Source organism: Hyphomicrobium sp. 2TAF46, assembly GCF_052114865.1.
Lineage (GTDB): Bacteria > Pseudomonadota > Alphaproteobacteria > Rhizobiales > Hyphomicrobiaceae > Hyphomicrobium_B.
The window spans coordinates 319,710-346,505 of the sequence record NZ_JBFRFO010000006.1 but is presented as its reverse complement, the minus strand read 5'-3'; the positions used below and the strand labels follow the sequence as shown (position 1 = coordinate 346,505).

Sequence of the window (26,796 nt, the reverse complement as noted above, 5' to 3'; positions counted from 1 at the left end):
AAAAAGCCAATCATCTCTGTCGCAAACACCATCATTTTTTTAGATTTGCGCCGCGCTGCACAAACCGGATCCAAATGGGTTCAAAGTTGCGGGATGCCGTTTTAGATAAAAATACCATCCGCTTGTGGTCACGACGAGCCATGAGAAATGCACAAGCCAGATGAACAGCCATTCCGCGATGCAACAGGGAAAGGCTTGGCCTTATGCCCGCGGTGCCGAAAGAGATTGATGCGCAGCCAGGAACTGCTGAACCTCGTTTTGTGTCGGCAAGGCAGCGCGAGCGCCTAGTCCGCGACAGCTCATGGCGGCGACTGCGGAAGCGATGCGTGCGCATTCCGCATCCTCCAACCCCTCTGTGATCGCCCATGCGAAAGCACCGTGAAACGCATCGCCGGCACCTGTCGTGTCGACGACGGCGATGGGGAATGCGGGCTCAAGACCTCGCTCTCCCTCGCGGTTCATCCAGAGATATCCTTGCGCGCCGCGCGTTACGCCGGCATGGCGAACTCCTGAATGGACGAGTGCTGCAAGGCGCTCTTCATCACTTCCACCTTTGACAAACTGCCTGAAGGCAGGTGCCGAAAAGATCGCGTAATCGGTTAGCGCAAGAACCTTCGAAAGCAGCTGCCCACTATTTAAATCGATATCGAGCACGGTCGGAATGGCGCGCGCGCGAGCGGCGCCAAATGCGGCGACTGTGCCTTCAAGCCATGTCAGGTCACTCGATATGGCTTTCGCATATTGGATATCGGCAATCGGAAGCCAATCGGCGGGTAGAGGAAATTCGTGATCGTCCTCGCTAATGACGAGCCGTTCGCCATTGCGATCGACGATCACCGCGGCCGTCGCCGATGAAACGCCGGCGCATGAACGGACATGGGTGGTGCCGACGCCCACCGCATCCAATTGCTGGCGAATTATTGCGCCTGACGGGTCATCGCCAATGCGCGCCCAGAGCGACACGTTGCCTCCGAGGCGCGCTATGGTAGCTGCGGCGTTCGCTGCCATGCCGCCGCCGCTCGCGATGTGATCGAGTGCGCGGATTTTGGTCGGAAACGACGGAAAAGCCTCGATCCGATAAACATAATCGAGTGCGGCATGGCCGACCGCAATGATGTGTTTTCCTGGCATGATGCGCGTCGCGACAAAAGCTGATTTCAGGGGAGCATGCGATGCTCATCGGTCCTGTCGGCAAGCGAACTTTTCGTGCCAGCGAGGACGTTCAAGCGCGCATGCAGTTGCTCGATCTCGTTCAGCAGTTCAAAAGCCAGCGCAATGCCGGCGGGGTTCACTCCGAGATCGCGTTCAAACCGCTTTGCCTTCGCAATGCGGACGATGCTCAGGCTTGAGAACTTCCATTCGGATGGCTTGCTTCCCTGCGGCTCGACGATGCCTTGCGCTACAAGCTCCGAGATCCATGCCACCTCGACTTGGCAATTCTGGCTCAGTTCTTCGAGTGAATAGACTGCTGCCGGACCGATCAATTCAACGGGCATGGGCTCACGCTCTCCATTTGCCATGTCTCAAACTCCAAGCCTCAGATTCCGAGGCCAGCGCGCGGATCGAACGCCAGCTCCTTCGCCATTTCCTCATAAACCTGCCGAGCCTTTTCGTTGTTCGCCGGTGGCCAGACAATCTTGAGAACCGCGTAGAGATCGCCAGGCGGCGTCGCCGGAATTCCGCGTCCCTTCACGCGCAGCTCGCGTCCGTGTGCGGAACCGGGAGGAATTTTGAGCATGATGGCTCCCGCGGGGGTCGGCATCTTCACGCTTGCACCCAATGCGGCTTCCCAAGGGGCAATCGGAAGATCGAAGTAAAGGTCCTTGCCGACGACGCGGTAGAGGGAATCGGGCTTGAAGCGAATTTCGAGGTAGAGATCGCCGGCCGGTCCGCCGCCGATACCGGGCGAGCCCTGTCCCTTCAGCCGTATGCTTTGACCATCGGTCACGCCTTTCGGAATCTGCACCGTCAGGCTTTTGTCGCGGACCAAGACGTGGCCCCCATCGTCGACCTCGGGCACGCGAAGGGTAATGGTGCGCGTTGCGCCATCCAACGCATCCTGCAAATCAACGATGATCTTGGCGTGATGATCTTCGCCTCGCATACGGAACGTCGTGTGCGTCTGCGTGCGGCCGGGCCGCTGGGCGCGAGCAGCTCCGAAAATCGACTCGAAAAAGTCGCTGAACTCGCCCTCGGCGGGCCGGCCGGAGAATTCGAATCCGGCGTCCCAGTTCGGCGGCGGCCGGAAATCTTGTCCGGCCTGATAATCCTTGCCGAGCTGATCGTAAGCTGCTCGCTTTTCGGGATTGCTCAGGACGTCATTGGCTTCGCCGATTTCTTTGAACTTCGCCTCGGCGCCGGCCTCTTTATTGATGTCGGGATGATACGTCCGCGCGAGCTTGCGGTAGGCACGTTTGATGTCATCCTCGGTGGCGTTCCGCTCGACGCCCAGGATTTTGTAGTAGTCCTTGAATTCCATTGGGGCTCACATCATCGGATGAGGTTCAGCGCGTCAGTGATAATTTCCCGGTGATCGAAGGCGATTGCAACGCCATCGAAATCTTTTATCCAGTCGAAAGCTTCCGCATCGTCACCCGCTTTCGGCTCCCCTCGCGCGTCGCTCGTCAGGAATGCGACCGAGCAGACGTGGCCGCGCGGATCACGATCGGGGCGCGAGTAGACGCCGACGAGAGCAAGGTTCATCGCCTCGAGGCTCGTTTCTTCCTTGAGTTCACGACGCGCCGCATCCTCGACGGCTTCGCCGATTTCGACAAACCCACCGGGAAGCGCCAGATAACCCTTGTAAGGCGGATTTTTTCGCCGGACCATCAGCACGCCGCGGTCCGGGTCGACGACAACGCAGTCGGCAGTGAGAGCTGGCGTTCGAGGAAGCGACATGGTCATCCTATTTACGTCGAAAGCGATAACGTGAAAACTGCGACGAGCGCTGGCGTATTGTTGTATCGCGACCGGAACGGGCTTGAAGTCCTGCTCGGGCACCCCGGGGGACCATACTGGCGCAGAAAAGATGAAGGTTCCTGGACCGTACCCAAAGGCGAGGTTCTGGATGGAGAAGACTTATATAAAGCCGCATTGCGCGAGTTCGCCGAGGAGACAGGGTTTCAGCCGAAGGGCGCGGTGACGCCGCTCGGGTCGGTCCGGCAAGCCGGAGGAAAAAGCGTTCACGTCTGGGCGATAGAGGCTGACTGGAATCCCGAGACGCTCGTTAGCAATACATTCAGCATAGAATGGCCGCCGCGCTCCGGCCGAATGCAAAATTTTCCCGAGATCGATCGCGCCGATTGGTTCGATCTCACCACAGCCCGCGCGAAAATCCTGAGAAGCCAGGGCGATTTTTTGGACCGGCTCGACCTATTGCGGCGGTCCGAATGAGGGCCGCCGCCCCGATTTCGATCCAATAAGGAGCAGCGCTAACCGCATTTTAAGCAACTCCGCATCGGACCAGCGAAAGCTTTGAAGATCTTAGGGAATATCGCCGATATCGAACATATGCGCGCCGATCGACTCGAAGATTGGGATGGCCGGACAAGCGCGAAGAAATCAACGGGATCGAGTGGCGTCATGGTTGAATGCAATTCCAAGATCGAGCTTTCCGCGGCCTATTCCGAGCGGCTTTCCGATGACGAAATCGCGGACATGATGGCGGAGGCTGCCCGGGTCGACGCGATGTTTCAATCCGGAGAAATTTCGACGACCTATCTCGTCGCTCTTGCAGCTGCGGCCGATGCATCCGGAGCGTGGCAGCCGGAAGTCTCCGAGGCCACTGCGGCGTAACAGAAGCAACCTATGCTGATCACAAATAGAGGGCGGACGTGGCGACGTCCGCCCTATTTCGTCGCCTCCTGGCGCGATCCGCCGAGAGCCATCACTTCACGCTATATTCCGGGACATATTCCGGGATCACCGGTACTGACCCAGCGTTGAAGAGATAGGTCAGGCCAATACGAGCTACCCAAAAGCTGTCATCCCAGCTTACGTGCACGTTGCAGGGTCCGCCATCGCAGGCACCGAACGAAAAGTTCTGGCTGTCGCGCCCCAGATCGACGAATAGGGCGTCGCCGCGGAGCGCCCAGTTGTCCCTCAAAAACATTTCGAAGCCGCCGCCGACCGTCCAGCCCAACTTCGTATCGCTATTCGACTTTCCAAACGGTCCGCCCGGCGCGAATGGATCGCTGAATTGGTGGTCGACAGTTGAATAGGCGAGACCGCCGGTGGCGAACAAAAGAATGTTGTCATCCGCGACGATGCCCACTCTGCCGCGAAGCGAGCTGAACCAGTTCATCGATGAGTTGAAGGCTTCACCGCATCCCGGGCATCCGGGACGGGTTTCGGCGCCGAAATAGCTGAATTCCGATTCAATGCCTATGAGTGCATCACCGCATTGGTAGTTGTAACCACTGTACTCACCAATAGTGAAGCCTCCATCATTCGCGCTGATGGACCCCAGATCCGCCGCTGCCTTCGTTCTCATACTGCCGCCACCGAGCTCTCCGCCAACGTAGAGACCGGAATAAATTCCGCCGCATGGCGTTCCGGGCGGCCCACCCCAGGGAAGATCTAGGCCATCGGCATGTGCCGCAGAAGCTCCGAGCAGGCACAGGACTAGCGCTGTAAACAGCTGAACGATTTTCATAATATAAGAACCTGTCTGAAAACGGATTTGAGAAATCTGACATTCGTCGTCTGAAAAATCGGAAGCTTGGAAATTCAAAAACTGAGAAGATCGAGGTCAGAAAAACGATAATTGCAATGAATGTTTGGCTTCACCTATAGGGGATGTGATTCGCAACAAGACGTCGAGCCTCGCGCAGCCGGTTGGCTCTCATTACAGCGCGGCGTTGCCCAACCTCCACGCTCATCGATGCCTCGAAGCCCCTGCCCAGCGCAGCACTTCCGGAAAATCGTCCGCATACGCATTTAATTTAAAATGATGCAGCGCCGCTTTACGCATACTCCACGCGACGGCGTTACAATCAAAAATGTTTTAGAGCCTCTTTATACTCCGGATTTATTTTACAGTGCTGAAGGGCGTATTAGCGCAGATCGTGCCGGATCCGGCGGCGATCGTCGAGCGAGACAAGGGCGTCGCATTTCTTTCTGCCACGCGTTCGATTTATCATCTCAATGATCTTTTCTATTTGTGTGTGAATATCCCCCGGCATTCGAGCCGTGCGTTCGTACATTGTGCGTTCAGCAGTGATTTTGCGAGCCAGGCGATTACGCCTTATCCCATTCCGCCTGCGCAACTCGCGGACTTGGAAATCACGAAACTCGCGCAGCGTTGGAAAGGCTGCAGCACCAACGAAGCTTCAGAGTCCGCAATTGAGCTGACGGCCCGCGGCCGTGAGATCGCGATTTTAGGATACACGCGCAGCGTGCCTCTGGCGGGCGACACGGAAGCGGAAGGCGCGCCTTCCTGTGCAGAGCTCAAGACGCTCGGTGACTATTTCCATAGCCATATGCTCCGCCGAAACGGCATCGATACATCCGATGCGCTCGTGATATCGGCGAGAGAACTGGATTGCTTGCGATGGGTGGCGGCCGGCAAGTCGGCTTGGGAGGCAAGCGTGATCCTCGGGATCAGCGAACGCACCGTACGATTCCACCTCAATTCCGCGCGAGAGAAGCTGAACTGCACGACGACGACGCAGGCTGTCGCGAAAGTCGTTGCTCAGCAACTCATCGCGATATGACGGCTTTTCTGTTTAGAGTTCCCAAGCGGCAGCACATTTGCCATCGCAAACTTGGGCGGAAGTGACGGCGAAGGCGAGACCTCCGCAACGGCGGAAAGGTTTTCGAACTTTGCTCGAACGCGGACATATGCTGTCCATGCGCACGTCGCCATCTTCCATCCCCCGATCACGCCTTCAAATGAGCGAAGCGCGCGGCCGGCAATGATGGCTGCTGCGATCGTCGTTCCGATGGTCAGTGTGCCTCCGAGCAAGAGATGCGCACTCCAGCCAAGGATCGCGGCCGCCGTCAACGCCTGCGCGACGTAGGAGGTCCGGCGCGTGCACTTTAGAACAATGGTCCCAGATACGAGGGCTGAGATCAACACGATCGCTCCGAGACCGGGATCAATGAGGACGAGTCCAGTAAAAAAAAGTGGCAGCATCGGCGCATCAGTGAGGTGCAGCATTGTCGGGCTTCCGAGGAAAATGCGCACTTGGTGTACGTCGCGTAGCCTTTCCACATAGCCACGTTCCTGCGTCGGCCCGGAGGCCAGCATCGCAGAAAGTAGCGCGTTGCCGAAGAGCATTTCCATCGAGACCGCAAGGCCGTTCAAAATCGTCCTTCGACGAATGTCGAGCATGGACATCGCGGCGATCAGGATCAGCGTCAGAAGCGGCAATGACAGAAGCGGCGCAAGCCCTCTATCCGGCAAAACGAAATCGGATAGTTGAAGAAGAGAGAGCGGCACGATCAGCACCAACAGATTGGCCAAAATCGATACCATCGCAACGCGAATGAGCGTCCGCTTTGCCATCTGCCGCCAACGCACCAGTGTTTCGATGGCGCGCTCGGGCTGTAGCGATGCGGTTTCTTGGGGCGGCTTTTGTGCGAACGATTGCTCGAACTCGCGCTGAATGTTCACAAGTCGCCGTAATGCCGGATGTGGAATAACGGTTCCGCTTGCGTCACAACCACTTGTCAGTGAGGCATTGTGCTCAGCCGCTGGCATGGCCGGCCTCGAAGAGGTCGAGCGTGCTGGTCAGATGATCGAGATCGATGTTCGATGCCGTCAAATGATGTGCGGGAAACGGCTGCGGTGCAGCGCCAATCTCTTGCCGAAAGATCGATCTTACCCGGCAGCGGCCGCGCGTCATCCGCTGGCTGATGATATTCCGGCGCAGGCGATAGGCGAGATGACGATGGAAGCTGCGGCCGACTTTCCGGTATTGCAACGGATTCTGATCGTTCATCCACCTCTCCTATCGGTGCAAGGCGACGTTGCTGGCAAGCTTTGCTGGGCGCGAACAATGCCGGAGAAGCATCGTTCAAGAACCTGATCGGAACGACAGTGGCGCTTCGAGAATTCTGCTCAAATTGAAAATAGAACGCTTGCGCGACTTCTACGTAACCACCGGACGCAAATTTGCCGGTGGCATTGGCGGGTTGATCTGTACAGAGAGAATTGCGAGAGCTTCTCGCTTGCGGGCGCCTCGGTCTGGGAGAGAAACGAGACGCCCGCTATCCGGCCAACGCGCGGACGGAGGCTTCGCTGGCCCGCCCAGAGTCTCACATAGGCGCAGCCAATCAACTGTCGAAACCGTCAGGGGCATTTGCTGGAAAAGCCCATAGCGTGCGCGCGTTTTGTAGGTTCAATTGGCATGAGGCTTCGACTGCCCCGTTTCGCCAACTTTTTTGCCCGGAAAGATCGATCGATGAAAGCCATGGTCTTCCACGCCGTCGGACGGCCACTGGAGCTCGAAGAGCGGCCCGATCCTATACCCGAGAGCGGCCAGATACGCATTCGCGTCGAGGCTTGCGCCGTCTGCCGGACGGATCTTCACATCATCGACGGCGAATTGCCGTTTCCGAAGCTGCCGATCATTCTTGGTCATCAGATCATCGGCATCGTGGATGCGGTGGGTCCTGGTACGACGGATCATCGGGTTGGTGACCGCGTTGGTGTGCCTTGGCTCGGACACGTCTGCGGACACTGTCCCTATTGCGCCAGCGGACGAGAGAACCTCTGCGACGTCCCGCTCTTCACGGGCTACACGCGTGACGGCGGTTTCGCGACACATACCATCGCGGATGCCGATTTCGCGTTTCCCATGGCGAATTTCGATGATCCCGTCGCAGCAGCGCCCTTGATGTGCGCGGGCCTCATCGGCTGGCGATCATTGCGGCTCGCCGGTGAGGGCGAGCGGATCGGCATCTATGGCTTCGGGGCGGCGGCGCACATCATCACGCAAGTGTGCCGGTGGCAGGGCCGCGAGGTCTATGCCTTCACCCGATCGGGCGACGAAGCCGCGCAGCGGTTCGCCCTCGCTCTCGGCGCGCGCTGGAGCGGCACATCCGACGCTATGCCGCCGGACCCTCTCGATGCCGCCATCATCTTCGCGCCGGTCGGATCGCTGGTCCCCGCGGCGCTGAGGGCCGTCCGGAAGGGCGGCCGCGTCGTCTGCGGAGGTATCCACATGAGCGACATTCCCTCGTTCCCCTATTACATACTCTGGGAAGAGCGGGAAATTCGATCGGTCGCCAACTTAACCCGGCAGGACGGCAGGGAGTTTGTCGCCATTGCTCCGAAGGCCGCGGTCAAGACAACGACGACAATCTATCCGTTGACGGCCGCGAACGAGGCGTTGGCGGATCTCAGGGCGGGACGCTTTTCCGGCGCGGCCGTGCTTGTTCCTTAAGCCGCCGCGCCGCCCCATCGACTGCGCTTCTCAGAGACAACCAGAAACGCTCGAGGCGTTACGCCCGGGTGTCGATGTTCCGTGCTTGCAGCGCCATTGCGCTCAAGGCGCAGCCACCAAAGATCAAGTTGATGCCGACCAGAAGGCCGATTGCCCAGCCCGCTGAGGATGGCAGACCAAAGAAGATCAAGCCCGCCAGCACCAAGTCGACAATTCCGCTCAACAGCATGGCCCACCAGCTTCCCGGCAATTCGGCGCGATGCTCCAACGCGAACAGGATCGAAGCGATACCTTCGAGAATGAAGAAGGCAATCAGGACGAGAGTGAGCGATATCACGCCGGATATCGGCCAGAAGAGAAGCATCAAGCCGGCTGCGATCCCGATCAAAGCCGAGAAGAGCGACCACCAGAAACCCGGCATCGGACGAATCGAGAAGGTCGTAAAAAGACCGGCTATGCCGCTGAACAGCAGGAGCCAGCCAATGAAGAGCTCGACAGTCAGCGTCGCGATTTGAGGAATGAGGATTGCGGCTATGCCAAGAATGATCAGCACGATGCCTTCGAACAGATAGAGCTTCCAATGGGCCTGAAGCGACGACGCGAGTTCCATTCTGAAGCTGCGGACACCCGATTGATCGAACGTCATTTGTCAAACTCCCGTGGGTTGGAGTGAGAAATCATACCACGGACATTACGACAAAACCCAACGTCCTGCCGCAAGAGCCGACACGTCGTGAATAACTTATGACCGGCGCTTGGAAATTCCGTTGCCTTAGCCTCGACCGGCGCGCCTGTGGGTCGAAAGTCACCATGGGATTTAGCGAGTTGCGCTTGCAAGCTTCGCCGTTGACCGAGAGGGTGCAGAAGTGGCGCCTCTATCGGCTTCGCAATCGACACCTCCGCCGCGCTCTAGCGTGGCCGATGCGCGGCTTGGCACATCATTGCCCTCGGCGTTGCGACGCGATCTGCTTCGAAACAAAGCCACGAGTTTGGAGATGTCGCGCATTCATTCCGCTAAAACGGCAATGGCCATTTTTGCACGCGCATGCATGACGAATACGTGTTTTAACCAAATCATCGGCCACGATTTCGCCGCAACCTATTCACGCGGGCTTCATACGGCTGCCTTTATCCCTCAGCGTCGAAGGGATAGCTTCGGCGCCGTCGGATGCGGCAATTGCCGGAATTCCAACTAAGAAGAACGTCGAAGCTAAATCGATTCGCAACGTCATCCGGGGACGCTGCAATAATTCGAGGGATCAGCATGACATCTACCCGAAAAGCGATCTTGGCGACCGCTTCGCTATTGGCAGTATTTGCCGCGGCGCCGACGCTCGTTCGCGCCGACGATCAGCGTCAACCGCCGGCAGGCGACAATAACGGCAAGGACGACAATTCGAAGCGCCACGGGAAGGACGATCGCGGCGGCAACGACCATAGGCAGCAACCTGGACAGCCGGGCGGCGGACAAGAACAGAACCGGCAAGATCGGTCTTGGGGCCAGAAGCAGCAGGGCCAGCAACAGGATCAACAGCGCCCGCAGCGGGAAAGACCTTCAAGAGAGTTCGGTGGCGGCAACCAGCCTCAGGGCAACCCGAATGCGTTCGGCAATCCGCAGAAAAATCAGCCTCAACAGGGCCAGCAGCAGGATCAGCAGCGCCCGCAGAGGGAACGACCTTCAAGAGATTTCGGTGGCGGCAACCAGCCTCAGGGCAATCCTAACGCGTTCGGTGATCAGCAGCAGAGAAATCAGCAGCAGCAGGGCCAGCAGCAGGATCAGCAACGCCCGAAGCGGGAAAGACCTTCAAGAGAGTTCGGTGGCGGCAACCAGCCTCAGGGCAACCCGAACGCGTTCGGCAATCCGCAGCAGAAAGATCAGCAAAACAAGCCGCCGGTTGTGAATAACCCGGTCAAGGCTCCGCCCCCGCAACAGCAGCAGGCTGAACCGCAGCCACAACAACAGCCGTTCAACGGCAAGCCGAAAAACCTCAACGATCAGTTCGGCGGCCCGGGCAACGACCGGAACCGGCCCGACAAATCGAAGCAGTTCGGTGGACGCGATCGCGACCACGATCAGGCGCCAAATCCAGGATCCAACCAGCCTCCGCCCGGACGTCCTGTCATCGACAATCCCGGCGGCGGAACCCAGCCACAACCGCCGGCGCAGACGAACAATTTCGGTGAGCCGAACAGGCCGCTTTCGCCCGCAGACGCCAAGCGCAGGTTCGAAAACCTGCGCGAACAGCGCAAGGAAGTGAAAATCGACGGCGGCAAGGGAGTCGTGATCGAAGAGCCGGGCCAGCGCCGGATTTTCAAAGAGAACAATCGCGTCGTCATCCAGCACGACGAGAACGAGCGCTTGCGGCGTGTGGACCCGCGTGCGCGCTTTGAAAAAGGCCAGGGCGGCACGAACGTTTCGATCATCGACCGGCCGGGCGGTTTCAAGGTTTATTCGGAAACCGACGCGAACGGACAGCTTCTGCGCCGTTATCGTCGCGGGCCGGACGGGCGCGATGTCATCATCATCGACAATCGCCGCCGCGGGGGTGATGGCATCGGCAGAGGCATCGCGACAGGCATCGGCATCGGTATCGGCGTCGCTGCCGGTGCGGCGATCCTGAATTCGGTTCTCGACGTGCCGCCGCCACGCGTCCTTATTCCGCGCGACAAATACATCGTCGATTACGAACGTGCGAGCGACGACGACGTGTACGAGGCCCTGAGCGCGCCCCCGGTCGACGATTTCAGCGATCGTTACACGCTGGACGAAATCCGGGCGACGGTCGGTCTTCGCGACCGCATGCGTCGTGTCGATCTTGACGATATCACCTTCGAGTTCGGTGCGTGGGATGTCGATCCGAGTCAGTATCGCAAGCTCGAGCGGATCGCGCGGGGCATGAACCGCATCATCGATCGCAATCCCAACGAGGTCTTCATGATCGAAGGCTACACGGATGCCGTCGGCTCGGTGGAAGACAACCTTTCGCTATCGGACCGGCGCGCGGAGTCTGTTGCCACAGTGTTAAGCGAACAGTTCCAGGTGCCGTTCGAAAACATGACGACCCAGGGCTATGGCAAACAGTATCTGAAAGTGCCGACATCAGCCCCAGAACGGTTGAACCGCCGCGTCGCCGTTCGCCGCATCACGCCGCTTCTCGCGCGTGATGGTGGACCTCCGCCGCCGCCACCGGGTGGAGACCGGCCGTATGGCGATGATCGGCGCGGCGATAACGGACCGTATGATGGCCCTCCGCGCGATCCGCGGTACTGAGATCGTGAGGGACGGCCGTGCCTCGCCGCATCATGCTGATAGGAGCAACAGGCTTCTTCGGGCAACGGCTGGCACGGCGGCTTGCGACGATCGAGGGCGTGGAACTCACGCTCACGTCACGTAGCGAAGAGCGCGCCAGGGCTCTTACGCAGAAATTGAAAGGGGGTGCGCGTTGCATCCCCTTTGCTTTTGACCGGAACGATCCGTCGAGCATGGCCCGGCTGCGGTCGCTATCGCCGTGGCTCGTCATCGATGCCTCGGGCCCGTTTCAATCCGCCAACTACGATCTTGCACGCGCGGCTATAGGCCTTGGCGCGCACTGGATCGATCTTGCCGATGCGCGCGATTACCTTCTCAACTTCGGAACGGCACTCGACGCCGTCGCGCGCTCCCGGGGCGTCGCCGCACGTGCCGGGGCAAGCTCGACACCGGCGTTGTCGATGGCTGTCGTCGAGGATCTGACCACGGGATGGCGGCGCGTCGACAGCATCGATATCGCGATCATGCCGGGAGGCGGCGGCGATGTCGGCGAGGCTGTCATTCGTGCAATTCTCTCCTATACCGGCGCACCGATCACGGTCTTCGACGAAGGCAGACAACGTGGCATTGCTGGTTGGGGCGGCGTTCGGCGCACCAAGATCGAGCGGCTTGGAACGCGCTATCTCTCGCCAGTCGAAACGGCCGACGCAGTGCTGATGCAGCGGCGCTTTGACGTCCGGTCACGGGTGTCATTCAGCGCCGGGCTTCAGTCGCGCATCGAGCATTTTGGACTATTCGCGCTCGCGCAGCTCAGGCAGCGCGGCGTGATTACGAAAATCGAATCCTTGGCGCCGTTGCTGGAGAAGGCGCGACGCATCACGCGTCTCTTTTCGACCGATCGCGGCGGCATGACGGTGACGTGCGCCGGCATCGATGCGAGCGGGCGACAGACCCGTGCGCGCTGGCTTCTCATTGCCGAAAAAGGTGCAGGTCCGGACGTTCCGGTTCTTCCCGCCGTTGCGTTGACGCGGTCGTTGCTTCGCGGCGGCGAGAGGGCAGGCGCCGAAATCGCAGCATTGCCGCTCGCGTCGATCGAGGCCGAGATGTCGCCGCCGTCGCTTACGACCTCGCGGACCATTCAGTATGCTGACCCGGATTGCCTCATCGCGTCCGCGTCCGGAAGCGCGAGCTACAGGCGATTGCCCCACGCCGTTCGTGCATTTCACGATCAGGACGCGCCGCCGGTCTGGACGGGCAAGGCGGACATCGATGCTGCGACCTCCCTCGCCGGACGCCTGGTGAGAGTGTCCGCCGGTTTTCCGGCGTCGGCCCGCGGCGCCGACGTGACGGTTACGGTCGATCGTGGCGGAGGGGAGGAAATCTGGCAGCGGAATTTCGCTGGGAGCCGCTTTGCGTCCCGCCTCAGATACGAAGGCGGCACCGTTATTTCTGAGCGCTTCGGGCCATTCGATATCCGGCTCGGGCTCAGCACCGAACGCGGCGAAGTGCGGATGCCGGTCGTCGGCTGGCGTATCGGCCCAGTGAGGCTGCCGCTCTTTCTGGCGCCGACGTCCGACACGCGCGAGTTCGAAGGCGAGGACTGGCGCTTTCACTTCGACGTCAGAATTGGACTGCCGCTCATCGGGCTACTGGCGCACTATCGCGGGTGGCTCGAGCCAATGAAGAAGAACGCTGCCGAGCCGAACGTGGATGAGACGTCAATCAGCGCCCGTCCCACGGCATGTGATAGATGCGGCCGTGCGACGAGACATTGCCTTTGATCGCGCAGCCTTTCGGGGCGGCGACTTCGGCGACCTGCCATTCGTTGCGGCGAAAATCCCAAGGCGCCTCGGCCGGGCCTTGCCACACGCCTATGTTTCCCTTTCGCGCTTCGGCTTCGATGGCAACGTAGACCGTCGAATATTTGACGAAGGCCCAGGCGAGCCCGGCGCGCACCATCGCTTCGCCGATGTCGACGCCTTCGACGAAGCAGGTCGCGAGCGTTCGATGATAGCGATCGGTGCCCGTGCGGTCGCAGGCGACGTCCTGGCGCTCGGACAATTTGCGCATCATGGCCGTTGCAGCTTTCCCGCATGCCCAGGATTCCCCAGTTGCGGTCTGGCAGGTCTGCGCCGTTTCCGGGGCATCGATGCCTTCGAGGCGAACGCGCGTGGCGCCCACATCGAGTGTGTCGCCATCAACGACTCGGCCTAAACCTGAGATGATTGCCGGCTGACCGTTTTCCGGCGCTGTCGTCGCGATGGCGGCAATTGGCGGAACGGACAGGAGAAAGAGCGCACCTGCCCGAAGGCAAGTGCGCGATAGTCGTAACGGGAAAGACGGTTCTGGCATTGCCAAAGTCTGCCGGGAATATGCGTCGCAACCTTGGCGAAGTTATGACTTAATTATGCAACCTATGAGGGATTCTACGATCGCGAAAATAGAAATCCCCGCACACTCGCCTCGGGGTAAAATCCGAGGTGCTTAAAAAACGAGGAAAGAAATGGTCCAGCCTGCAGGTAGCCCGCTGACGCGCCTCCCGGGGCATTTCGACTTTGCACCCCAGGGGTTTGCGGCCCGTAAGTGACATAATTCGCATCGATATTTTGCGCCGCTTTACGCGGCCCGTTCGCCGCTCTTAAGAGGACTGCATGTCGTACAATTCCGCGCCGCCGCCGCTGCCGCCTATAAGGCCGAGCTTCGAGCGCGCGCCCCTCGGTTCTGGACCCCGCCGTACGCCGCCACCACCGGGCGGCGGAGGAGGTGGACGGCGGAGACCGCCCGCTCCTCGGAGCAGCCTCTGGGCCGGGGTGCTTTACGTCAGCCTTCTCATCCTCGCTGTCGTCGGCGCCGGCGTTGGTTATCTGCTGCTCAACCCGCCAAGCGACTTGATCCGGCAGACGATCACCGAGCAGGTCAAAGCTCGTACCGGCCGCGATCTCGTCATCGCGGGAGGAGCCGCGTTCACTTTCTTCCCCGTTCTCGGCATCTCGCTGAAGGACGTGTCGCTGTCGGGTCCGCCAGGAATGGAGGGCAATTTCCTCAAGGCGCAAGCGCTCGAGGCGAGCGTCGATCCGATGACGCTTTTGCAGCGGCAGCCCAAGATCAATGCGGTGACGCTCAAGAGCCCCACGCTCGACCTGCGCGTCGATAAGGACGGCCACAGAAATTGGGAGTTCGCAGCCGTCAACGCGCCGACGCGGCTTGCAGAGTTGCAGATGCGGGGAACCCGGCTTGACGCGGCGCCGATCGCAGTCGCGATGGCGGACAACAGCGGCGCGGGCGACAATGCGGCGGACGTGCAAATCGAGAACGTGACACTGCAGAATGGAACCTTCCGCTTTACCGACGAGCGTTCGGGGAAGGTTTCGGAAGTCTCCGAGGTGAACGTTTCGCTCAGGCTGCCTTCGCTCGAAAGTCCGCTCGTCGCCAACGGCAATCTCGTCTGGCACGACCGGCGGCTCGACTTCGACGGCAAGGTCGACGATGTCCGCGGGCTCGCCGCGGAAAAGCCCACTCACCTCGCCTTCAACGCGAACAATCCGTTGATCACCGCATCCTATGACGGCGGCCTCGTCGTCAAAGACGGCGCCTTCCTCGACGGCCAAGTCAGCGCGCAATCGAATTCGACGCGCGGACTTGCCACCTGGTTCGGAACTCAGCTGCCGCCCGTCTCTGGTTTCGGCCCCATGTCGATCAAGGGACGGCTCAAGACATTCGACAACATCACTGTGTTCACGGATGCCGAATTCGGACTCGACGGCGCGGCTGCGAGGGGCACGATCAAGGTCACGACGGGCGGTATCAGGCCCTACGTCGAGGCCGACCTCGGCGTTTCGGCACTCGATCTCAACAAATACCTGACCAGCGCGGTGACCGGCCCGCTCGCGACCGAGGGAGCAGCGGCCAGCCACGATGCCACGCCGGCGCCAGAGCCAGCTCCAGTGCCTGAACCAGAGGCAGCGCCAGCGGCGCCCGCGAGGCAGCCGACGCCGGCGACGCCCGATCAGATCGAGAAACTGCTGCAAGGCTCGAAAGTGTATGGCGTCGAACAGCGGCTAGGCTGGTCGAGCGAGGCGCTGAACCTGACGCTTCTCGGCGTCGCCGACGGCAACGCACGCGTGAGCGTCGACAAGCTTCAGTTCAAGAACATCGCAATCGGCAAATCCTCGGTCGAGGTCGCGGTCAAAGATCTGGTGATGCAGGCGAAGTTCAACGACGTCGCGCTTTACAAGGGGCACGGCAACGGCGTCCTCACAATCGGTGGGTCGGCAGGAAGCGCAAATGTCGGCGCGAACTTCAAGCTCGACGGCGTTTCAGCGCTGCCGTTCCTGAAGGATTCTGCGAATTTCGGGTGGATTTCGGGCAACGCCAATGTGGCACTGCAGCTGACGGCGAACGGCGTCAGCCAGTTGCAGCTGATCGAAAGCCTCAACGGCACGGCCGGCTTCCAGTTTGCGGATGGCGCCATCGTCGGCTTCAATCTGCCCGGAGCGATACGCGGCCTGACACAAGGCAACCTCGGAGGATTTAAAACGGCGCCGTCGGAAAAGACCGACTTCAGCGCGCTCGGCGCGACGTTCACGATCGTCAACGGCGTGGCGCAGAACCAGGATCTGCAGCTCATCAGCCCGATGCTGAGGGTTACGGGTTCGGGCACCGCGCGCATGCCCGAGCGCACCGTCGATTACACGATCCGGCCGAAGCTCATTGCCGCGGCGGAGGGTCAGCCGAGCGATGCGGGAGCCTCCGGGATCGAGGTTCCGGTCCACATCACGGGCTCCTGGGACAAGCCTTCCTATCGTCCAGACTTCAAAGCCGTGCTTTCCGACAAGGACAAGACGGTGGAGACGATCAAGGAGATCGGCAAAAAGTTCAAAGGCAAGAATCCCAACGAGATCGTCGATCAGCTCTTCGGCAAGAAGGCCGACGAGGATCCGTCGAGCACCGCTGCGACCAACAAGAAGAAAGCAAAAGATCTGCTGAACAAATTCCTCGGCAAACAGGACGAGTAATTTGCGCAATTGTCGCGCTTGGATCCCTCAATCAGATCGATTGTTTTATCTTCGGTTAAGTCGATGGAAGCCCTCGACGAAAAAAAATCCGCATGAGGGTCAAAAAGCTCTTGCGTGGGGGGGGCATTGGCCTCATATGCAGCCTCTCTCGTCTGTCCACCTGCCAACATGGTCGAGGTTTTCCAGAACCAATGAGGTAAGGAGCGGGCGAGTCAAACCTATCTGCTGGTTGGGGAGGGTCACATGGCCTTTAATGACACCCTCTTCCAATTGGGGATGGACTTGACTCGTTCAAGCACCGCCCAAGAGGAAGATTTTTCGCGCGCTGCGTTCAACACGGAAGCTCTGGACTCGACTAGGAGTCCGACTGCTGAGCATAGCGTCAATAGTGCAGGGACTACGATCTTTATCGATCTCCACGGCGCGGAGCGCCTCGACGACGTCAAGTCGGCCGAGCGTGCGACAAAGCGTGCCGTCGAGAGCTTGGGCCTCAAGCTCAAGAGCCTCCACCTCGATCGCGTCGCCGGCGGCGGCGTGTCGGGTGTCGCGGTCTTGAGCTCCGGGCACCTGTCTTTGCAGGCATGCTCGCGGACTGGCTTTGCCGCCGTCGACGCGCGCGGATGTGTGGGACTGAAGCCGTCATCGGCTCTGCTCGCCCTCGCGCAGGCGTTCGGCGCTCGCGAAGCCGTCATCCGTCGCAAGCGGACGGTCACGGACTTGACCGTTCCGGCCCTTCGCGTGGTGCCTGAGGCACCGCGCAAGGCTCCGCGCCAGAAGGCCCAAGCGAAGAAAGCGGCTTAAACCGCTTCCGCTCTCCACGACCAGCGATAGTGGCCGCGATCGGACCTCCGATCGCGGCTTTCGTGCTTGGCTAAGCCTATCCGACGTGGCCTTCGCTGAGGCGGGCGACTTCCTTCGGCGGCTCCGCCGCCTTCATCGCTTCCGTCGGCAGGAGCGACGCGCCGGCGGATAGCGAAAGCTTCCTGAAGAACAGGATCGACGATACTGAGACGATTGCGATCAGGATGAAGACCGGCGGGAAATGTCCGGCGTCGATGGCAGTGCCGCCGACGAGGTGCTGCATGCCTTCAAGGCCCATCGCGGCGATGGTGACGCCGACCGAGCCGGACAGTTCCTGACAGACCACGGCGAAGCTCGTCGCCGAGCTCAAGCGCTCAGGCGGCACGTCGGCGTAGGCGAGTGTGTTGACGCTCGTGAACTGAAGCGAGCGGGAGAGGCCTCCCAGGAGGAACAGTCCGACGATCAGCAGCGGCGGCGTGGCGCTCGAGAACAGCGACGGGAAGGCCGCAAAGAGGCTCGATATGACGGCATTCACCATCAGCACCCGCCGGAAGCCGTAACGCCGGATGATCGTCGCGGCCTGCGTCTTCATGAACATGGCGCCGATGCCGGTTGCGAAGGTCATCAGCCCCGATTGGAATGCCGTCATGCCGAATCCGGATTGAAACAGCAGCGGCAATAGAAACGGGCCGGCGCCGAGGCCGGTGCGGAAGAAAAAGCCGCCGACGACACCCGCGCGGTAGGTCGGTATGGTCAGCAATCGCAAGTCGACGATCGGTGCAGGCACCCGCAGGGCATGCCAAACGTAAGCGCCGAGAAGGACCGCTCCGGTTGCCGAAATCAGAAGCACGGTTTCTCTGTCGACGATGCCGAGCCCCATCATCGTGATGCCCGTCAGGAACATCGACAGGCCGGGCCCGATCAGCAGGAAGCCTCGCAAATCGAAGGTGCGCGTCACCTTCTCGCGCACGTCCGGAATGAAGCGGGTGATCAACGCCAACCCGACAACGGCGACCGGAATGTTTATCCAGAAGATCCAACGCCAGTTGAAATAGGTGGTGATGAAGCCGCCAAGCGGGGGGCCCATGACGGGACCGACGAGGGCCGGGACGGTTAACCACGCGATGGCGCCGATCATGTCGGCCTTCGGGATGGTGCGGAGCACGATCAGCCGGCCGACCGGCGTCATCATCGCGCCGCCGATCCCCTGAAGGATGCGTGCGGCAACGAGCGAGCCGAGATCGGTCGAGAGGCCGCAGGCGATGGAACCGGCCGCGAACACTACCATCGCAGCGCGAAAGATGTTCTTGGCGCCGAAGCGGTCGGCCATCCAGCCCGACGCGGGGATGAAAACGGCCAGCGCCAGGAGATAAGTCGTCAGCGCGAGTTTAAGATGAATCGGATTTGCATTCAGATCCTTAGCAATGGCCGGTAAGGATGTGGCAAGCACCGTCGCATCCAGGTTCTCCATGAAGAGAGCCGTGGCAACGATGAGGGGAATTAGGTTGCGGCGGAACAGTTCTGTCATTGCTGGTGTCTGGTATGCATGAAACGATCACCCGGCAACCTTTCCGCCGTGCGCCTTTCGCAGGTCTCATGTGCAATAAGGTGCGGCATAAGCCACGCGTTCCCCCTCGGATAGGGGCTGATTACCCCCTTGAGTGGTGCATGCCCATTCGAGCTGAGCTATGCGCGAATGGCGGTCCGGCCACCAATCCGGTATCCGAATATAAAACAAACAACAGCACGGCTCTGCAGGGACCGCTCGACGTCTCGCCGAAGCCGGAACTGTGACTCTCGGGGAAACGCATCGCATGACTACGAGCAAGGTCATTTCGGCGGACGAAGCCATCGCACGCATCGGCGATAACGCCGTCGTCACGACAACGGGGTTTGTCCAGAGCTGCATTCCAGAAGCCCTGCATGCGGCTCTGGAAAAGCGCTTCGTCGAAACGGGTGCTCCGCGCGATCTGACCCTGATCATGTGCGCGGGCGCCGGCGACAGCAAAGGGCTCGGCACCGGCCGGCTCCATCACGAAGGCCTGCTGAAGCGCGTGATCGCGGCGAACTTCGGTCGGATGCCCAAGGTCGCGCAGGCGGCACAGGACGACAAGATCCAGGGCTACAACCTTCCCCAGGGCGTCATCTCCAAACTTTATCGCAGCTGCGCATCCGGCAGCCCCGGTCTTTTCACCCGCGTGGGTCTCCATACGTACGTCGATCCGCGCCTCGGTGGCGGCAAGGTCAACACGAAGACGAAAGAGGATCTCGTCAAGCTCGTCGAGGTCGATGGCAAGGAGTGGCTGTTCTATAAGGCGACCCCCATCAACGTCGCGCTCATCCGTGCGACGAGCGCCGATCCGCTCGGCAACCTCAGCATGGAACGGGAAGCGCTGACGCTCGACGTGCTGGCGCAGGCCATGGCCGCTCACAACAACGGCGGCATCGTCATCGCGCAGGTCGAGCGCATCGTCGCGGAGGGCTCGATCAAGCCCAAGGACGTGAAGGTTCCAGGCATCCTCGTCGATTGCGTCGTCGTCGCCGATCCGCCCGAGATGCACCGCATGAACTACGGCGTCATGTACGACCCGGGTCTTGCGGGCGAAGTTCGCGTGACAGTCGACAGCCTGCCGACGATGGAACTCGACGAACGCAAGATCATCGCACGCCGCGCGTCGTTCGAGCTGCCGCCGAACGGCGTCATCAATCTCGGCGTCGGCGCGCCAGACGGCGTTGCCAACGTCGCCAACGAAGAGAAGGTCACGCCGTACCTCGTCATGACGACGGAAGCCGGCGCGGTCGGCGGCGTGCTTGCTGGCGGATCGAGCTTCGGCTCATCGGCGAATGCGCACTCGATCCTCGACCAAAACCAGATGTTCGACTTCTATCACGGCGGCGGTCTCGATCTCACGTGCCTCGGCATGGCGGAATGCGACAGCCTCGGCAACGTCAACACCAGCAAGTTCGGCGGCAAGCTCAACGGCTGCGGTGGGTTCATCGATATCTCGCAAAACGCGCGGGCGGTCGTTTTCGCCGGCACGTTCACCGCCGGTGGTCTCGAGGTCGCAATCGAGGACGGCAAGCTGCGCATTATCAAAGAAGGCCGCGCGCGCAAATTCGTGAAGCAGGTCGAGCAGGTGACGTTCTCCGGCAAGTACGCGGCGCAGAAGGCGCAGCCCGTCATCTATGTCACCGAGCGCTGCGTCTTCCAGCTCACCGATCACGGTCTCGAGCTCATCGAGGTGGCGCCGGGCATCGACATCGACCGCGATATCCTCGCCCATATGGCGTTCAAGCCGCATATCCACTCGCCGGTGACGATGAATCCGCGGATCTTCGTCGATCAGCCGATGGATCTGCTTGCCGATCTCCTGAACCAGAATCTCAAAGATCGCGTCAGCTTCGACACCCAGCAGAAGATCCTCGTCCTCAATCTCGAAGGCTGGAGCGTACGCAAGAAGGCCGACATTGCGGACCTCAAGAAGGTGATCGTCGAGGCCTGCGAGGGGATCGGCAGCCGCGTCAACATCATGATCAATCAGGCCAGTTGCCGGATCGCGGAAGATCTCTACGACGAATACGCCGACATGGTCGCTTATGTCACGAAACACCACTATGGACGCTCCGCCCGCTATGCGACGAGCGCGCTTACCCGGCAGAAGCTGCTGGAAGCGCTGAGGCGGCGCGGCCTCGATACGCACGTTTTCGCCAACGCGACCGAGGCTTACGATTTCCTGCGGCAGCAAGCGGCGGCGGAGTAGCAGTCAGTCAGCGGAACATCCGTTCGGCGGCAAGTTTGGCCGAACGGTGACGCATGCCTGGAATGCGCCGCAGTGCTGTGCGGCACTTGATGGAAATGAGGCTCGTCGCCATTTGTTCGCGACCTCAATTCCTCGGGTGCAACATGGAACACAGCTTTTTCCGGGTTCTCGACGATAGCGGCATCGAACGCGACGGCGCTCGCCAGGACGGCGTTCAGCGCGATGACACCGCGCTCATGGATGCCTACAGCAACGCCGTGGTCGATGTCGTCGATGCGGTATCGCCTGCCGTCGTGCATGTTCAGGTTCGCAGCTCGCGCGGCGGCCGTACGGGGCAAGGGTCCGGCAGCGGCGTCATCGTTTCGCCTGACGGCATCATTCTCACGAACAATCACGTCATCGACGGCGCGCAATCGATTTCGGTTGCGCAAGGCGACGGCCAGCGTTTTGGCGCGCGGCTCATCGGGCGCGATCCGGACACGGACATCGCGGTGTTGCGGGCAGAGACGACGGAGCGGCTGAAATTCGCGCGTCTGGCGGATTCCAAAAAACTGCGTCCTGGCCAGATCGCGATCGCCATCGGCAACCCGCTCGGCTTTCAATCGACGGTGACGGCCGGCATCATCAGCGCGGTCGGGCGTTCGCTTCGCGCCGAGAACGGCCGCCTGATCGACGACGTGATCCAGACGGATGCGGCTCTCAATCCCGGAAACTCCGGCGGTCCGCTCGTCAATTCTTCGGGGCATGTGATCGGCATCAACACTGCGACCATCATGGGTGCGCAGGGGCTTTGCTTCGCCGTCGCGTCGAATACGGCCGAATACGTGCTGACTCAGATCCTGAGCCATGGCCGCGTGCGGCGTGGCGTGATGGGCATCGTCGCCGAGCACGTCGTGTTGCCGCAGCGCATTCGACGCGCGCTTGGCCTCACGCAGGCGGGCGCCATCGGCATTCGCAGCGTGCAGAACAATGGCCCAGCGGAGGCGGCGGGTCTAATGGCTGGCGATATCCTGATCGCGCTCGACGGCGTAGCGATCGCTGGCGTCGATGACGTTGCGCGCGTTCTCGACGCTGGCCGCATCGCCCAGAAGACGATCGTCACGATCTTGCGGGCTGGAGAGAAGCTCGAGTTCTCGATCGTGCCGGAGGAGCGGAGCTAAAAATCCCGCTTCAAGTCCCTCACCTGCCCTTCGGGCATCCTCTCCCGTTCCGGGAGAGGAGACGTGAAAATTACTTCCTTCTCCCAACGGGAGAAGGTGGCCGAAGGCCGGATGAGGGGTGGCTTACCCCTCGCCCTGACCCTCTCATGCAAGGAGAGGGTATGAGCGCCAATAGAGTCTGTCATCCTCGAGACAAGCCCGAGGATGACATTACTCGCGCGTCAGTCCTTTGGCGGCGAGCTCTTCGAGATATTCACCCCAGCGCGTTTCCTTTTCGCGGCCGATGAGGTGGAGATAACCCCATGTGAAGAGCCCAGTGTTGTGGCCGTCATCAAAGGCGATGCGCGTCGCGTAATTGCCGATCGGACTAAGGCCTGTGATCTTGACGTGCTTCTTCCGCGGCACCGTGATGCGCTGCGCGGGCGAGTGGCCTTGCACTTCGGCGGAAGGACTGACGACTCGCAGGAATTCGGCCGGCAGATCGAACGAGCGGCCGTCGGGGAATGCCGCTTTCAGAAGCTTGCCGCCGTCAGCGATTTCGAGAACGGGTGGCGGGGTCAGTGTTCCCTTCGCACGCTCGACCTCAGTCCAAGTGCGCGCCGCCAATTCGCGGAAAATACCCGCGTGAACGCTCTCGGGCGCGGCAACCGTCACGGGCTTGCCGCTATCGGACGTCTCGCGGATGTCCATGTGCAGCGGCACTTCGCCGAGGAACGGCACGCCGAACTTCGCCGCTTCGTCGCGGGCTCCGCCATGGCCGAACACATCCGAGCGCTCGCCGCACTTCGGGCAAAGGAAATAGCTCATGTTCTCGATGATGCCGAGGATCGGGACCTCGACACGCTTGAACATCGCGATGCCTTTGCGGGCGTCGATCAGCGCGAGATCTTGCGGCGTCGAGACGATCACGGCGCCGGAAAGCGGAACGCTCTGCGAGATCGTCAACTGCACGTCGCCGGTGCCGGGCGGCATATCGATGATGAGAACATCGAGATCGCCGGCGGTGCCTGCCCAATCGGTATCGCGCAGCATCTGTCCCAGCGCCGAGACGACCATCGGTCCGCGCCAGACGACGGGTGTTCCTTCATCGACGAGGAAGCCCATCGACATGACTTTCAGGCCCCAGCCTTCGAGAGGCTTGATGACCTTGCCGTTCGCAACCTGTGGCTTTCCGGTGATGCCGAGCAGACGCGGCTGCGATGGCCCATAGATATCGGCATCGACAATACCGACCTTCATGCCGATCGCCTGGAGGCCAAGCGCGAGATTGACGGCGACCGTCGATTTGCCGACGCCGCCTTTGCCGGAGGCGACGGCGATGATGTGTTTGACCCCTGGAATGTTCTGGGCTTTCGCGGCGGGGTTGGCTCCAGCAGCTGCTGCCTGACGCGGACCCGCAGCATCGCCCGTCGCGCCCTTGGCACGCGCCTCCTGCACGCGCGGATGCTCAGCGCGCGGACCGGACATGGCCTTGATCGCTCCGGCGGGGGCGCGCGGTGGCGGCGGCGCTGGCCGCGATTTTCCCGCTTCCGCTTCGGCGGTCAGCACGGCCGTCACGCCGGCGACACCCGCGATATCCGCCACGACTTTCTCAGCTGCGAGCCGCAGCTGTTCCAGCTCTTCCGCGCGGCTCGCTGGAATCGTGATCGAAAAATACGGATGGTCATCCTTGATGAATATCTCGGACACGAGGCCAAGATCTACGATGTTGCTTTCAAGGTCAGGACCTTTGACCCGACGCAGGGCGGCAAGCACCTGTGTCTTATCGACTGGCATGAGCGTCTCCCGGGGCGCCAAAGCAGCGCCGCTTTCCATCCGCGCGATATAAGTCCGGGCGGCTTGAGTGGAAAGGACCATTGTGGCGGCTAAACCGCCGGGGCTCAAATATTTCCGCGACTTGCAGACTTTCGGCGAGAACCCTAATCGTTGCGCATGCCCACTTCCAATCAGATCCTCGGCGTCATTCTCGCGGGAGGCCGCTCGCGGCGCTTCGGCGGCGGCGACAAGGGATTTGCCGATCTCGGAGGACAAACGATCCTCGCGCGGGTCATTGCGCAGTTTCGCCCGCAGGTCGGGCGGCTCATTCTCAACATCAATGGCGATCCGGGGCGGTTCGCGGAATACGGCCTCGTGACCGTCTCGGATGATGAAAATCCGGAGCTTGGTCCCCTCAGCGGTCTTCTGGCAGTGATGGATTGGGCAGTGCAGCATGCGCCGGACTGCACCGCGATCGCTACGGTTTCCGCTGACGTTCCGTTCTTGCCCAACGACGTCGTGGCGCGGCTCGACGCCGACAGGGCGAACGGTGTTGCGATAGCGACGTCGGGCGATCGGCGTCATCCGACAATCGCGATTTGGCCGATGAGCACGCGGCCGACAATTGCGGAAGCTCTCAACGCCCGTGCCTTGAGTGTCGATAAGCTCGCGGCCAAGCTCAAGGCTGTTGCGGTCGCCTTCCCGATGCGCGACATTCGGGACGCGAAAGTCGATCCTTTTTTCAACATCAATACGCCTGACGATCTTTCAACCGCCCGCGCTCTCTTCGCCGGACCCACAGAAGGATAACAAACCTTGGGCAAAGCGTTTCGGCAGACACCATCGTTGCCGCTCTTCGGCGTCGCCGGTTGGTCGAATTCAGGCAAAACCACGCTGATCGAAAAGCTGACGAGGCACTTTTCAGGCGAAGGGCTGCGGGTCGCGACGATCAAGCATACGCACCACAAATTCGATATCGACATGCCGGGAAGCGATACGGCGCGGCATCGTGCGGCCGGGGCTGCGGAAACGGCGATCGTCTCAGGCTCGCGTGTTGCGGTGATCGAAGAAATCGAAACCGCAGGCGAGCCTGCGCTCGAGGTGGTCGCAAGCCGGCTCAATCCGTCGGACATCATCCTCGTCGAAGGCTATAAGGCGGCCAACATTCCAAAGATTGAGGTCCGGCGTGCGGCGGTCGCGCCGGAGAAGCTGCTGGCCCCGACCGACCCGCTCGTTCTCGCTATCGCGGCCGACTACGAGGTCGATGCGCACGGCAAGCCCGTATTCGATCTCAACGATATCGACGGCATCGCGGCGCTAATCGTCAGGACGCTCGGCCCGTTCAACAAGGTCAGGCAGCGGGCCTAGGAATGGCCGCTAAAGCTGGTAAACGTGCGCAGCAGCTCGGCATTCAAAAAGGCAAAAACGAGCAGCCAGAGCACGGATGCCGTGACAAAGCCGAGCACGAAGTAAGCCGTTGGACTTTTCATTTTTCCCTCCCGCCAGATTGTATTAATACGATCTAAGACACCCTGACGCGAGGGCCGAGCTTGCCCTTGACGCCCGGAGGTACGATATGAAACGTCTCAGGCGTCTTCCGGAGATCTTCGCATGCTGGGCGAGCCTGCCCATAAGACCGAACAACCGCTGATCGATCCCTTTGGCCGGGCGATCGAATATCTGCGCGTGTCCGTGACGGACCGGTGCGATTTTCGCTGCGTTTACTGCATGACCGAACACATGACGTTCCTGCCGAAGCGCGATCTGCTGACGCTCGAGGAACTCGACCGGCTGTGCGCGGTCTTCATCCGGCAGGGCGTGAAGAAGTTGCGCATTACCGGAGGCGAACCTTTGGTGCGCCGCAACATCCTTTGGCTCTTCCGGGCTCTCGGGCGGCATCTCGAAACCGGCGCACTCGAAGAGCTGACGCTCACGACGAATGCCAGCCAGCTCGAGAAGTATGCAAGCGAGCTTTATTCAGCTGGCGTGCGGCGGATCAACGTTTCGCTCGACACGCTCGATCCGGTGAAGTTCAAGGCGGTGACACGCTGGGGCGATCTCGCGAATGTTCTGCGCGGCGTCGATGCGGCCGAAGCGGCCGGCATTCGCGTCAAATTCAATGCCGTTGCCCTCAAGGGCATCAACGAAGACGAGATCGAGGGTCTCATCCGGTTCGCGCATGGCCGCGGGGCCGATCTCACCTTGATCGAGACGATGCCGCTCGGCGACATCGGCGAAGACAGGACGGATCAATATCTGCCGTTGTCGATCGTGCGCGCCCGGTTGATGGACCGGCTGACGCTCCAGGACATTCCTTATCGGACGGGTGGACCTGCCCGCTACGTGACCGTCAAGGAGACGGGCGGCCGGCTCGGCTTCATCACGCCGCTCACGCACAATTTCTGTGAAAGCTGCAACCGCGTGCGCGTGACGTGCACGGGTCAGCTCTATATGTGCCTCGGCCAGGAAGACGATGCGGACCTTCGGGCTCCGCTCCGGGCATCTCCGGAAGACACGCTGCTCGACGCCGCCATCGTCGAAGCCATCTCGCGGAAGCCCAAGGGCCACGACTTCGTCATCGACAGGCGAACGAAGAAACCTTCGGTTGCCCGCCATATGAGCGTGACCGGCGGTTAATCGCGCAATCGCCTCGCCATCTCACAC

26 protein-coding genes are annotated in these 26,796 nt (G+C 60.9%); 14 read left to right on the top strand and 12 right to left on the bottom strand.

Features of this window, described 5'->3' with window-relative positions:
* Positions 1–201: 201 nt before the first annotated feature.
* From AB4Z24_RS14840 to AB4Z24_RS14825, 4 genes are read right to left on the bottom strand one after another with little or no spacing between them, the layout of a single operon-like run.
* On the bottom strand, positions 202–1,131 hold the full coding sequence (locus AB4Z24_RS14840) for a PfkB family carbohydrate kinase (RefSeq protein ID WP_441709390.1): 930 nt from the start codon (positions 1,129–1,131) through the stop codon (positions 202–204).
* Positions 1,132–1,157: 26 nt separating this feature from the next.
* Positions 1,158–1,496, bottom strand: a complete 339-nt coding sequence (locus tag AB4Z24_RS14835; RefSeq protein WP_441709388.1) for a chaperone modulator CbpM — start codon at positions 1,494–1,496, stop codon at positions 1,158–1,160.
* Positions 1,497–1,537: 41 nt separating this feature from the next.
* The gene (locus AB4Z24_RS14830) at positions 1,538–2,479 is read right to left on the bottom strand and encodes a DnaJ C-terminal domain-containing protein (protein ID WP_441709386.1); all 942 of its coding nucleotides are present in this window, start codon (positions 2,477–2,479) and stop codon (positions 1,538–1,540) included.
* Positions 2,480–2,490: 11 nt separating this feature from the next.
* On the bottom strand, positions 2,491–2,898 hold the full coding sequence (locus AB4Z24_RS14825; RefSeq protein WP_441709384.1) for an NUDIX domain-containing protein: 408 nt from the start codon (positions 2,896–2,898) through the stop codon (positions 2,491–2,493).
* A gap of 30 nt (positions 2,899–2,928) precedes the next feature.
* On the opposite strand from AB4Z24_RS14825, the gene AB4Z24_RS14820 reads away from it, so the two are divergent.
* Positions 2,929–3,393, top strand: coding sequence for an NUDIX domain-containing protein (locus tag AB4Z24_RS14820; RefSeq protein ID WP_441709382.1), 465 nt, complete (start codon positions 2,929–2,931; stop codon positions 3,391–3,393).
* A gap of 117 nt (positions 3,394–3,510) precedes the next feature.
* Positions 3,511–3,795 carry a hypothetical protein gene (locus tag AB4Z24_RS14815; protein WP_441709380.1) on the top strand — a complete coding sequence of 95 codons (285 nt, stop codon included), beginning with the start codon at positions 3,511–3,513 and terminating at the stop codon, positions 3,793–3,795.
* A 91-nt stretch (positions 3,796–3,886) separates the two neighbouring features.
* Here AB4Z24_RS14815 and AB4Z24_RS14810 read toward each other — a convergent pair whose 3' ends face one another.
* Complete coding sequence (locus tag AB4Z24_RS14810) at positions 3,887–4,654, bottom strand: outer membrane protein (RefSeq protein ID WP_441709378.1); 768 nt, start codon at positions 4,652–4,654, stop codon at positions 3,887–3,889.
* A 385-nt stretch (positions 4,655–5,039) separates the two neighbouring features.
* On the opposite strand from AB4Z24_RS14810, the gene AB4Z24_RS14805 reads away from it, so the two are divergent.
* The gene (locus tag AB4Z24_RS14805; protein WP_441709377.1) at positions 5,040–5,714 is read left to right on the top strand and encodes a response regulator transcription factor; all 675 of its coding nucleotides are present in this window, start codon (positions 5,040–5,042) and stop codon (positions 5,712–5,714) included.
* Here the strand turns inward: AB4Z24_RS14805 and AB4Z24_RS14800 are convergent.
* Complete coding sequence (locus tag AB4Z24_RS14800) at positions 5,693–6,703, bottom strand: hypothetical protein (protein WP_441709375.1); 1,011 nt, start codon at positions 6,701–6,703, stop codon at positions 5,693–5,695. The two genes, AB4Z24_RS14805 and AB4Z24_RS14800, sit on opposite strands and share 22 nt — an antisense overlap.
* The gene (locus AB4Z24_RS14795) at positions 6,690–6,944 is read right to left on the bottom strand and encodes a hypothetical protein (RefSeq protein ID WP_441709374.1); all 255 of its coding nucleotides are present in this window, start codon (positions 6,942–6,944) and stop codon (positions 6,690–6,692) included. The genes AB4Z24_RS14800 and AB4Z24_RS14795 overlap by 14 nt, the downstream gene beginning before the upstream one ends.
* A gap of 462 nt (positions 6,945–7,406) precedes the next feature.
* Here AB4Z24_RS14795 and AB4Z24_RS14790 point away from each other — a divergent pair, with 462 nt between their 5' ends.
* Positions 7,407–8,390 (top strand): zinc-dependent alcohol dehydrogenase family protein, encoded by a 984-nt coding sequence (locus AB4Z24_RS14790; RefSeq protein ID WP_441709372.1) that lies wholly within the window; start codon positions 7,407–7,409, stop codon positions 8,388–8,390.
* 58 nt (positions 8,391–8,448) lie between these two features.
* On the opposite strand, the gene AB4Z24_RS14785 is transcribed toward AB4Z24_RS14790, so the two are convergent.
* Positions 8,449–9,036 carry an HdeD family acid-resistance protein gene (locus tag AB4Z24_RS14785; protein ID WP_441709370.1) on the bottom strand — a complete coding sequence of 196 codons (588 nt, stop codon included), beginning with the start codon at positions 9,034–9,036 and terminating at the stop codon, positions 8,449–8,451.
* A gap of 618 nt (positions 9,037–9,654) precedes the next feature.
* Between AB4Z24_RS14785 and AB4Z24_RS14780 the strand changes: the two genes are divergently transcribed.
* Positions 9,655–11,661 (top strand): OmpA family protein, encoded by a 2,007-nt coding sequence (locus tag AB4Z24_RS14780; RefSeq protein ID WP_441709368.1) that lies wholly within the window; start codon positions 9,655–9,657, stop codon positions 11,659–11,661.
* 17 nt (positions 11,662–11,678) lie between these two features.
* Positions 11,679–13,421 carry a DUF4166 domain-containing protein gene (locus tag AB4Z24_RS14775; RefSeq protein WP_441709366.1) on the top strand — a complete coding sequence of 581 codons (1,743 nt, stop codon included), beginning with the start codon at positions 11,679–11,681 and terminating at the stop codon, positions 13,419–13,421.
* Here AB4Z24_RS14775 and AB4Z24_RS14770 read toward each other — a convergent pair.
* Positions 13,363–13,992 carry a thermonuclease family protein gene (locus tag AB4Z24_RS14770; RefSeq protein WP_441709365.1) on the bottom strand — a complete coding sequence of 210 codons (630 nt, stop codon included), beginning with the start codon at positions 13,990–13,992 and terminating at the stop codon, positions 13,363–13,365. The two genes, AB4Z24_RS14775 and AB4Z24_RS14770, sit on opposite strands and share 59 nt — an antisense overlap.
* Positions 13,993–14,291: 299 nt before the next feature.
* On the opposite strand from AB4Z24_RS14770, the gene AB4Z24_RS14765 reads away from it, so the two are divergent.
* Complete coding sequence (locus tag AB4Z24_RS14765) at positions 14,292–16,655, top strand: AsmA family protein (RefSeq protein ID WP_441709363.1); 2,364 nt, start codon at positions 14,292–14,294, stop codon at positions 16,653–16,655.
* A gap of 276 nt (positions 16,656–16,931) precedes the next feature.
* Positions 16,932–17,456, top strand: a complete 525-nt coding sequence (locus AB4Z24_RS14760; protein ID WP_441709467.1) for an S-adenosylmethionine decarboxylase family protein — start codon at positions 16,932–16,934, stop codon at positions 17,454–17,456.
* Between the two features lie 76 nt (positions 17,457–17,532).
* Here AB4Z24_RS14760 and AB4Z24_RS14755 read toward each other — a convergent pair whose 3' ends face one another.
* The gene (locus tag AB4Z24_RS14755) at positions 17,533–18,984 is read right to left on the bottom strand and encodes a DHA2 family efflux MFS transporter permease subunit (protein ID WP_441709361.1); all 1,452 of its coding nucleotides are present in this window, start codon (positions 18,982–18,984) and stop codon (positions 17,533–17,535) included.
* Positions 18,985–19,124: 140 nt separating this feature from the next.
* Here AB4Z24_RS14755 and AB4Z24_RS14750 point away from each other — a divergent pair, with 140 nt between their 5' ends.
* The 3 genes from AB4Z24_RS14750 to AB4Z24_RS14740 all read left to right on the top strand — a co-directional run bounded on the left by AB4Z24_RS14750 (position 19,125) and on the right by AB4Z24_RS14740 (position 22,377).
* Positions 19,125–19,250, top strand: coding sequence for a hypothetical protein (locus AB4Z24_RS14750; RefSeq protein ID WP_441709359.1), 126 nt, complete (start codon positions 19,125–19,127; stop codon positions 19,248–19,250).
* Positions 19,251–19,270: 20 nt separating this feature from the next.
* Positions 19,271–21,217 carry an acyl CoA:acetate/3-ketoacid CoA transferase gene (locus AB4Z24_RS14745; protein ID WP_441709357.1) on the top strand — a complete coding sequence of 649 codons (1,947 nt, stop codon included), beginning with the start codon at positions 19,271–19,273 and terminating at the stop codon, positions 21,215–21,217.
* 143 nt (positions 21,218–21,360) lie between these two features.
* Positions 21,361–22,377, top strand: coding sequence for a S1C family serine protease (locus AB4Z24_RS14740; RefSeq protein ID WP_441709356.1), 1,017 nt, complete (start codon positions 21,361–21,363; stop codon positions 22,375–22,377).
* 210 nt (positions 22,378–22,587) lie between these two features.
* On the opposite strand, the gene AB4Z24_RS14735 is transcribed toward AB4Z24_RS14740, so the two are convergent.
* The gene (locus AB4Z24_RS14735) at positions 22,588–24,153 is read right to left on the bottom strand and encodes a P-loop NTPase (RefSeq protein WP_441709354.1); all 1,566 of its coding nucleotides are present in this window, start codon (positions 24,151–24,153) and stop codon (positions 22,588–22,590) included.
* Between the two features lie 156 nt (positions 24,154–24,309).
* On the opposite strand from AB4Z24_RS14735, the gene mobA reads away from it, so the two are divergent.
* Both mobA and mobB read left to right on the top strand, forming a co-directional pair.
* A complete protein-coding gene (gene mobA / locus AB4Z24_RS14730; protein ID WP_441709465.1) occupies positions 24,310–24,942 on the top strand; it encodes a molybdenum cofactor guanylyltransferase MobA in 633 nt (210 codons plus the stop codon).
* Positions 24,943–24,948: 6 nt separating this feature from the next.
* On the top strand, positions 24,949–25,500 hold the full coding sequence (mobB, locus tag AB4Z24_RS14725; protein WP_441709352.1) for a molybdopterin-guanine dinucleotide biosynthesis protein B: 552 nt from the start codon (positions 24,949–24,951) through the stop codon (positions 25,498–25,500).
* On the opposite strand, the gene AB4Z24_RS14720 is transcribed toward mobB, so the two are convergent.
* Positions 25,497–25,622: a hypothetical protein gene (locus AB4Z24_RS14720; protein ID WP_441709350.1), complete on the bottom strand. Its 126-nt coding sequence runs from the start codon at positions 25,620–25,622 to the stop codon at positions 25,497–25,499. The two genes, mobB and AB4Z24_RS14720, sit on opposite strands and share 4 nt — an antisense overlap.
* A gap of 121 nt (positions 25,623–25,743) precedes the next feature.
* Between AB4Z24_RS14720 and moaA the strand changes: the two genes are divergently transcribed.
* Positions 25,744–26,769 (top strand): GTP 3',8-cyclase MoaA, encoded by a 1,026-nt coding sequence (gene moaA, locus AB4Z24_RS14715; protein WP_441709348.1) that lies wholly within the window; start codon positions 25,744–25,746, stop codon positions 26,767–26,769.
* The last annotated feature ends 27 nt before the right edge of the window (positions 26,770–26,796 follow it).

Bases quoted from the DNA above. Each gene is read 5' to 3' on its own strand.
- AB4Z24_RS14840 (WP_441709390.1), bottom strand. From the start codon at position 1,131: ATGCCAGGAAAACACATCATTGCGGTCGGCCATGCCGCACTCGATTAT.
- AB4Z24_RS14835 (WP_441709388.1), bottom strand. From the start codon at position 1,496: ATGCCCGTTGAATTGATCGGTCCGGCAGCAGTCTATTCACTCGAAGAA.
- AB4Z24_RS14830 (WP_441709386.1), bottom strand. From the start codon at position 2,479: ATGGAATTCAAGGACTACTACAAAATCCTGGGCGTCGAGCGGAACGCC.
- AB4Z24_RS14825 (WP_441709384.1), bottom strand. From the start codon at position 2,898: ATGTCGCTTCCTCGAACGCCAGCTCTCACTGCCGACTGCGTTGTCGTC.
- AB4Z24_RS14815 (WP_441709380.1), top strand. From the start codon at position 3,511: ATGCGCGCCGATCGACTCGAAGATTGGGATGGCCGGACAAGCGCGAAG.
- AB4Z24_RS14810 (WP_441709378.1), bottom strand. From the start codon at position 4,654: ATGAAAATCGTTCAGCTGTTTACAGCGCTAGTCCTGTGCCTGCTCGGA.
- AB4Z24_RS14800 (WP_441709375.1), bottom strand. From the start codon at position 6,703: ATGCCAGCGGCTGAGCACAATGCCTCACTGACAAGTGGTTGTGACGCA.
- AB4Z24_RS14795 (WP_441709374.1), bottom strand. From the start codon at position 6,944: ATGAACGATCAGAATCCGTTGCAATACCGGAAAGTCGGCCGCAGCTTC.
- AB4Z24_RS14790 (WP_441709372.1), top strand. From the start codon at position 7,407: ATGAAAGCCATGGTCTTCCACGCCGTCGGACGGCCACTGGAGCTCGAA.
- AB4Z24_RS14785 (WP_441709370.1), bottom strand. From the start codon at position 9,036: ATGACGTTCGATCAATCGGGTGTCCGCAGCTTCAGAATGGAACTCGCG.
- AB4Z24_RS14780 (WP_441709368.1), top strand. From the start codon at position 9,655: ATGACATCTACCCGAAAAGCGATCTTGGCGACCGCTTCGCTATTGGCA.
- AB4Z24_RS14770 (WP_441709365.1), bottom strand. From the start codon at position 13,992: ATGCCAGAACCGTCTTTCCCGTTACGACTATCGCGCACTTGCCTTCGG.
- AB4Z24_RS14765 (WP_441709363.1), top strand. From the start codon at position 14,292: ATGTCGTACAATTCCGCGCCGCCGCCGCTGCCGCCTATAAGGCCGAGC.
- AB4Z24_RS14760 (WP_441709467.1), top strand. From the start codon at position 16,932: ATGGACTTGACTCGTTCAAGCACCGCCCAAGAGGAAGATTTTTCGCGC.
- AB4Z24_RS14755 (WP_441709361.1), bottom strand. From the start codon at position 18,984: ATGACAGAACTGTTCCGCCGCAACCTAATTCCCCTCATCGTTGCCACG.
- AB4Z24_RS14750 (WP_441709359.1), top strand. From the start codon at position 19,125: ATGCCCATTCGAGCTGAGCTATGCGCGAATGGCGGTCCGGCCACCAAT.
- AB4Z24_RS14745 (WP_441709357.1), top strand. From the start codon at position 19,271: ATGACTACGAGCAAGGTCATTTCGGCGGACGAAGCCATCGCACGCATC.
- AB4Z24_RS14740 (WP_441709356.1), top strand. From the start codon at position 21,361: ATGGAACACAGCTTTTTCCGGGTTCTCGACGATAGCGGCATCGAACGC.
- AB4Z24_RS14735 (WP_441709354.1), bottom strand. From the start codon at position 24,153: ATGCCAGTCGATAAGACACAGGTGCTTGCCGCCCTGCGTCGGGTCAAA.
- mobA (WP_441709465.1), top strand. From the start codon at position 24,310: ATGCCCACTTCCAATCAGATCCTCGGCGTCATTCTCGCGGGAGGCCGC.
- AB4Z24_RS14720 (WP_441709350.1), bottom strand. From the start codon at position 25,622: ATGAAAAGTCCAACGGCTTACTTCGTGCTCGGCTTTGTCACGGCATCC.
- moaA (WP_441709348.1), top strand. From the start codon at position 25,744: ATGCTGGGCGAGCCTGCCCATAAGACCGAACAACCGCTGATCGATCCC.